The 6,218-nt window shown below is 58.8% G+C and carries 3 protein-coding genes; all 3 read right to left on the bottom strand.

Annotation, left to right across the window (positions count from 1 at the left end; all coding sequences use genetic code 11):
* On the bottom strand, positions 1 to 1,358 hold a 1,358-nt coding region (locus tag B5F17_RS14150; protein ID WP_143287756.1), incomplete at its 3' end, for a hypothetical protein.
* Positions 1,351 to 1,737: a hypothetical protein gene (locus tag B5F17_RS14145; protein ID WP_087374862.1), complete on the bottom strand. Its 387-nt coding sequence runs from the start codon at positions 1,735 to 1,737 to the stop codon at positions 1,351 to 1,353. The genes B5F17_RS14150 and B5F17_RS14145, both read right to left, overlap by 8 nt.
* 15 nt (positions 1,738 to 1,752) lie before the next feature.
* On the bottom strand, positions 1,753 to 6,218 hold a 4,466-nt coding region (locus tag B5F17_RS14140; RefSeq protein WP_087374860.1), incomplete at its 5' end, for a phage tail tape measure protein.

Here is a 6,218-nt window from a genome sequence, read left to right as displayed (position 1 = left end):
GTATGCACAAAGGGATTGTCAACGGTCAAGGACTTATCACTCGCGGTATTGGTGCCCGGGAAGGTGACCTCTTGGTTGTCGTCCAACTTAAAGGTGATGTCCGCGATCTCCTCGTTTGCCTGCATCTTGGGCCATGACGGCATATTGCTGCCGGTGATGTTCGCGCCGGTGTCATAGCCGCGCTTGGATATGCGCAGGTATCCGGTCTCAAAATCCTGATGCGCCCAGGCGGCCGTCGCCATACACGCATAACGCAGCACATCACCACAAAATTTATCGGTCACGTCCTCGACAGCCGCAGTCAGTGCCAGGTCTTTGACCTCGTCATCTACGATGTAACGCCCCGCCAGATTGACGCCCAAGCACGCGACGATGGACGCGATCCAGCCGCCGAGCGTGGTCGGCAGGGTGTCCGGCGGGCTGTAATTGCGGTCAACCAGCATGCCGATGATGTCCACCAGTGACCACTTGACCGTAATGTCTTTGATCTCCCAGCCGCCCGACTGCTGATAGTACCAACCGCCCGGAATCCACTCGATCGAGCCGTCGGGCAGATAGATACCCCAGTCGATCGGGATGGCCTGTCGCTCCTCAATGGACAAAAACAGCGAGTTGGGCGCGTAGGGGTCGAACCGGTGCCCCTTGTTGTACGCCTCCAAGTCGCACGTCGAGTACGGCAAGCTGAGACCGGTAAAGGTGGACTCAGTCAGCACATCCACACTGCAAATATCCCGCCCGCTCCACTGCTCGAACAAGCCGAAAAACAGGTCGGTCAGACGCGGGTAGGTGTACGGCCGCGACCATTTGAGCATGGTAACGCGGATGCGTGTCGGGTCATGGACGGTAAACTGCTCGATGAGCACCTGATGATCGGCGTTGCCCTCGACAATGCGCGAAAACGCCAGCGTCGCAGCGCTGTACACGTCCACTCGGAAGGACTCGGGCACGCCGTCATAGCTGTTTTGCGAAAACCAGAGTGTGAACGCCTGCAAGATCGACATACCCGAAAACGACAGCTCAATATAGGGCTGCGGGCTGACAAAGGTGCCATCCGCGCCGGACAGCACACCGCCCCACCAGCCCAGCTGCTCGGCTGCAACTTCATCCGGATCGTCGGGCGGCAGCGCCCAGGATCCGTCCAACTGGATGCGGTCCTGCTCCAAGGTGCCGAGTTTGTAGTCGGTCTGATCGGTGATCTCGTCGTAGACCTGGGCAATCTGGCTGTATGGACTCTGCGCCGAGCTGGCCGCCCCCGAGACTACCGCGTCCGGGTCGCGCAGGTCGAAGGTGGCGCGGACAGTAATACGACGATGCCGCGCGGTGACGGCTTGGTCATATGCGCTCGATCTATCAATCATGGGCATACACCTCGCGCAGCGTAAACGCCAGATTGTGCCAGACCGGCGCACCAGCCTTGGCAAAGGCTACGCTCGGGCGCGTGGGCAGGCTGTCGCAGAACATGACCGCCGACCGCATGCTGGTCTCACCCTCGGGCACAAATGCGACAGACAGCTCTTGTTTTCGCCGCAGGAGCGGTAACAGGGCGCGCAGCGTATCGTCCGGCAGCTTATCGCAGCTGTAACCCACGCGCCAGACCATGCCCTGAATCTCGAACACGCTTGAGCCGTCGGCCATGGTTTCCACGACGCCCAGCTCGTCCTCGTAGCCTCTGTATCGGTCATTGCTCACAAACGGCAGCTGGATGCCGTTGATGATGAGCTGCGGGGATTTCTCCATCGACGTCCTCCTCTCTTAGTTGATGCGTAAATCACTCTTGATTTCGGGTGACTGATCAGCCGCCGCACGGAAATGCGGCAGGATACCGCGCGCAAACTCGGTGCCATCGAGCGACAGCGACAAATACAGATCACCGCTTGCACTCTGCTCGGTGCCCAGCAGGATGGTGGACAAAGCCGAGCCGACCATGGACGCAACCTGCGCGCTGTCCAGCGTGGGCTGGGCGACCTCGATGGATGCCGGGGTATTGGCTGCGATGTAGGCGCGCGCCTCGGCAGCGGTCAGCACCCGCTCGCCCTTGTGAAGCTCAGCGACGTATCCGTCATACGGCACATACGCCAGACCGCCCGCGTGCGAGCCATCCACATCGGCTGCGCTGACGCGCCACCCCATTGCACCGCTCATAATCTCTTGTAACCTGCGCGCCTCGGCTTCCAGCGCGTCGCGCTCAGACTGCAAGCCCTGCACCATCTGCCGAACGATCTCAGCGCTGTTGTCAAATGCCATGCTCTGCATCTGGGTGTAGGCCTCCTGCATCTTGGCATGATACTCTTCCTCGAACTGGCGCACCTGCTCGCCGTAAAACTGCTGGGCAAGCTCACTTGCAAGACCCTGCTTTTCTTCCCACGCGGTGACGTAGGCCTCGAAATCCTCGTCACTGAGTGCCAGCAGCTGTTCACCGTAGCCGACCGCGTCCTCTAGGTTCATGCCAGCAATCTCGCCGAACAGACTCTGCGGGACGCGCTTCTGAAGCTCGGACAGCACCTCGCCATAGTGCTGCATCTGCTCCATCTGTTTGTTCAGATCGGCAATCTGGTATCGATCTTCGTCCTTGATGTAGAGGTCGCCAAAGTCGGACAGCTTCTTTTCAAACTCATCCCGGGCCTTGATGGCTTCCTCCCACTGTTCCTGTAAGGCGTCCAGCTGCTCCTGCATGTCGGCTTGCGCCTCTTTGACCTTCTCGACCGCCTGCTGGCACATCTCGTCATACCGGCTGACAAACTCCTTGGCCATGTCCTCCGAGTAACCGTGATCGACCAAGGCTTTCTGAATATCCTCGCCAGCCCACTCCATGACCTTCTTGGCGTGCTCGGCCTGCTCCTCGATCTCCTCGACATAGGCCTGCATCTGGGCTTCGGCCTGGGCGGCGGTCTCGTCCGGGTCGAGCTCAATTTTGCATTTCTCGGCAAACTTGTTAGCCGCATACAAGCCCAGCCCCATAAACGCGCCTGCAATCGGGTTGCGCATGGACTCTGCGCCAAGGATTGCGCCCTGCATCGCCCACACACCTGCTTGAAAGGTCTTTTTCGACGGCGAGTGTTCGTCCAGACCAGCTTTATAGGCCGAGTCAGACAGGACGCCCATCTCATGGAACTTGCTCCAAACGCTTCGACGCATAGATTCTGCGCCGTTGACTGCGCCCTGCATGGCGTTTTGACCTGCCGTGTACATTTCATCGTAGCGGTTGGCCTCTGCGACCGCTGCATCCATAGCGGTTTTGACTTCGGGTGCCAGCTGGGCAACTGTGCTGGAAAAGGTCTCTTTGCCCTCCTCCACCTTGCCCATGTTGTTTACAACCGCCTGAATCTGTTCATCCGAGGCGCTGGCCAAACCACGCAGGATCTCTGCGCTTTCGGTCGAGCCATCCGACAGAGCTTGTACAAGTACCTCCACACCCTCGACATTGCGCTGGGAAAGCGCCTCAAGATTGGCCGAATACTGTTTTAGATAGGTCGCTTGGCTGTCCAGATTGGCTTTCAGTGTACTGACCGAGGTGGTGGTCTTGTTGTCCATCTCGTCCCAGGCACCGATCTGATCGTCGATGCTCTCCCGGGCTTCGTTTTTGGCGTCCTGGTATGCCTGCTGCACATCGGCCAGTGCGCTTTCGACATTGGCGGCGCTGTCCGCGACGGTCTGGTTGGAGTTTGCCAGCTCATCCTGCACTTCCTGGACATGCTCCACCTCTTCGGCATAATTGTCCAGAACACCCTGCGCCTCTTCTACGGCTTCACGCTGCCGTGCGACCTCGTCACTTGCCTGATTATAGCTGTCGTTCAGCATGACCATACGGTCTTGCAGGCCTTGAATGGTATCCATCTTTTGCTCAAGTGTCAGCTCGGAATCTTCCTCAGCCTCTTGCATCTGGCGGGAAACTTCCTGCATCTCAGCATAGATGTCATTCACCTCAGCCTCGGCGTCACGCAGCGCCAGCTTTTTCTCAGTCAGGTTGACCGTAGCTTCGGCCTGTCCATCCAGCACTTCCTGATACCGATCCTTGATTTCCTGCGCAACGGCGTTTTCCTTCCATGCCTCAGTATTGGCGCGCAGCGCTTCCGTACCGCCAATCAGCAGACCGGTCTGCTCGTCGATCTTGGCGTTGAGGTCGGGCAGCAGAGCGTTAAGCTCATCTACCGTCTGCTTATACTCCAGCTGCTCAACATCGGTCATGCTGCTCTGCGACTCAAGAGCTTCCAGCTTGTCAATGTAGCCCTGAGCAGCCTCGGCGGTTGCATTGATGGTACCGATATTCTTTTCATGGGTGCTTTTGATCTCTTGAAGGTTTTTATCGAGTTCTCGGGTCTTATCCGAGGCCGAGCCAGCGGTCAGGACGTAGGTGCCGATCGCGGCCACCAGAGACAGAACAACCGTGGCGACCAACGCATAGGGGTTCTTCTCCATCATCTTGGACAAGGCAGCCGTTGCAACCTCGGCTGCCCCTGCTGCGGCAGTGTAGGCGGTCACGCCAGCGGTCAGAATCGCAAACCCAGCGACCAAAGCAGTAATCATCTGCATGATCTGCGGATTCTGCGCCAGCCACTCGGTTGCAACGGCCAGCGCATCAGCACCGGCGTTTTTGACATCGGCCAGCGCCGGGACAACCGCGTCGCCTGCCGTTGCGGCGAGCAGCTGCATGTTACGGTCTAGGTGTTCAGACGCTTCGCTCAGATCGTCCAGACGATTCTCACGCAGGTTTTCCATGGCGTTTGCAGCACCATAGGTGCCCTCGGTAATGCTGGCCATCTGGGTTACGACCGTCGGGCCGAGGTCCTCCCACATGGTGCCGAACAGATTGACGCCTGCAATGTTCTGCTGCACCGGGTCATCCATCGCCGCGAGCGCCTGCGTGGTCTGCTGCAACGCCGCCTTTGCGCTCTCACCGCCGCGCGCGAACCTCTGCGCCATCTGCTCGGCGTTCAAGCCGATGGCTGCAAATCCCTGGGCAGTCGTATCTGAACCATCCACGACACGGATGGACAGCTCTTTGTATGCGTCGCCGATCTTGTCCAAGTTCCAAGCGCCGTTATCCGCGCCCGACTGCATGACCTTGAACATATCATTGGCGGACAAGCCCAATTTCTTGAACTGCACGCTGTACTCGCTGACGGTGTCCAGCAGCTCGCCCGAGTAGTCCAAGCCGTTGCGTGCGCCCTCAGCGATCAGCCGGAACGCCTCGTTGCCGTTCACACCAAAGTTATCAACTAAGGCTTTCGCGGCGCGGATGCTGTCCGTGACCTCATAGCCGAACGTATCGCGCAGCGTGATCGCGTCCTCGGTCACGGTTTTCAGCTGGTCGGTCGGCCAGTCGGCGTCCAGCTGCTGGCGCACGGCTGCGAGCGTCTGGGCGACATCATCCATGGACTCGCCATAGTTATCGCCGTACAGCTGGCGCAGCAGCAGCCGGTAGCGCTCCAGCTCATTGCCCGAGAGGTTTGTATTGTTGGTCAGCACGCTTTCGGCCTGCGACAGCTCACTCGAAGCCTCGGCGCAGGCAAGCAGCGTGTCCTTGATCTGATCGAGCGCCGCCACAACGCCCGCGCCGGTCAGCGCCTGCGCCATGGTGTCAATGGCGTCGCCGCCGTCCTCACCCATATCCTCGACAGCGTCGGCGGCCTCTGCCGCGCTCTCTGCGACCTCGTCCATGGATGCACTGGCTGCGTCTGCGGCTTGCTGCGCACTTTCCAGAGCGGCGTTATTGTTGTTGATCTCTGTTCCCAGACGGTTCAGCTCGATCTGCGCATAGTTCATGGACTGCTGCCACTTCTGAATGCTCTGCTCAGATGCACGCTGACGCTTTTCGGCGTCCTCGAGTGCCTTCTGGCAGTCCTCTACATTCTGCTGCAGCTTCTTTTGCTCCTCGGCGCTTACCGAGGTGCTTTCACTCAACGCAGCAAGCTCCTGTTGCGCATTTGCCAGATTTTGCTGACTTTTGGCAACCTCTTCGCTGTACTTCTGCTGCATCGTAGACGCATTTTGAAGTGCCGCCCGAGCTGCTTCGACCTTCTCCTGCTGGGTGGCGTACATAGCAGCCAAAGTCTGACCCTTGACCGTAAGCGCCTCCATGCTGTTTTCCTGTCCGGCGTACTGACTCTGTACCAGTGCCAGCTCACTTTTCAGTGTTTTCAGGCGGATATTGATGTCAGCAACACTCTTTTTGTACTGGTCTTCGCCCTCGACGGCAAAGCGCGTCGAGATTTTTCGCT

The sequence above is a fragment of the Butyricicoccus pullicaecorum genome, assembly GCF_002160355.1.
Classification (GTDB): domain Bacteria; phylum Bacillota; class Clostridia; order Oscillospirales; family Butyricicoccaceae; genus Butyricicoccus; species Butyricicoccus pullicaecorum.
Note: the sequence above shows the minus strand (reverse complement) of the source record. Positions and strands in the feature narration are given on the sequence as shown.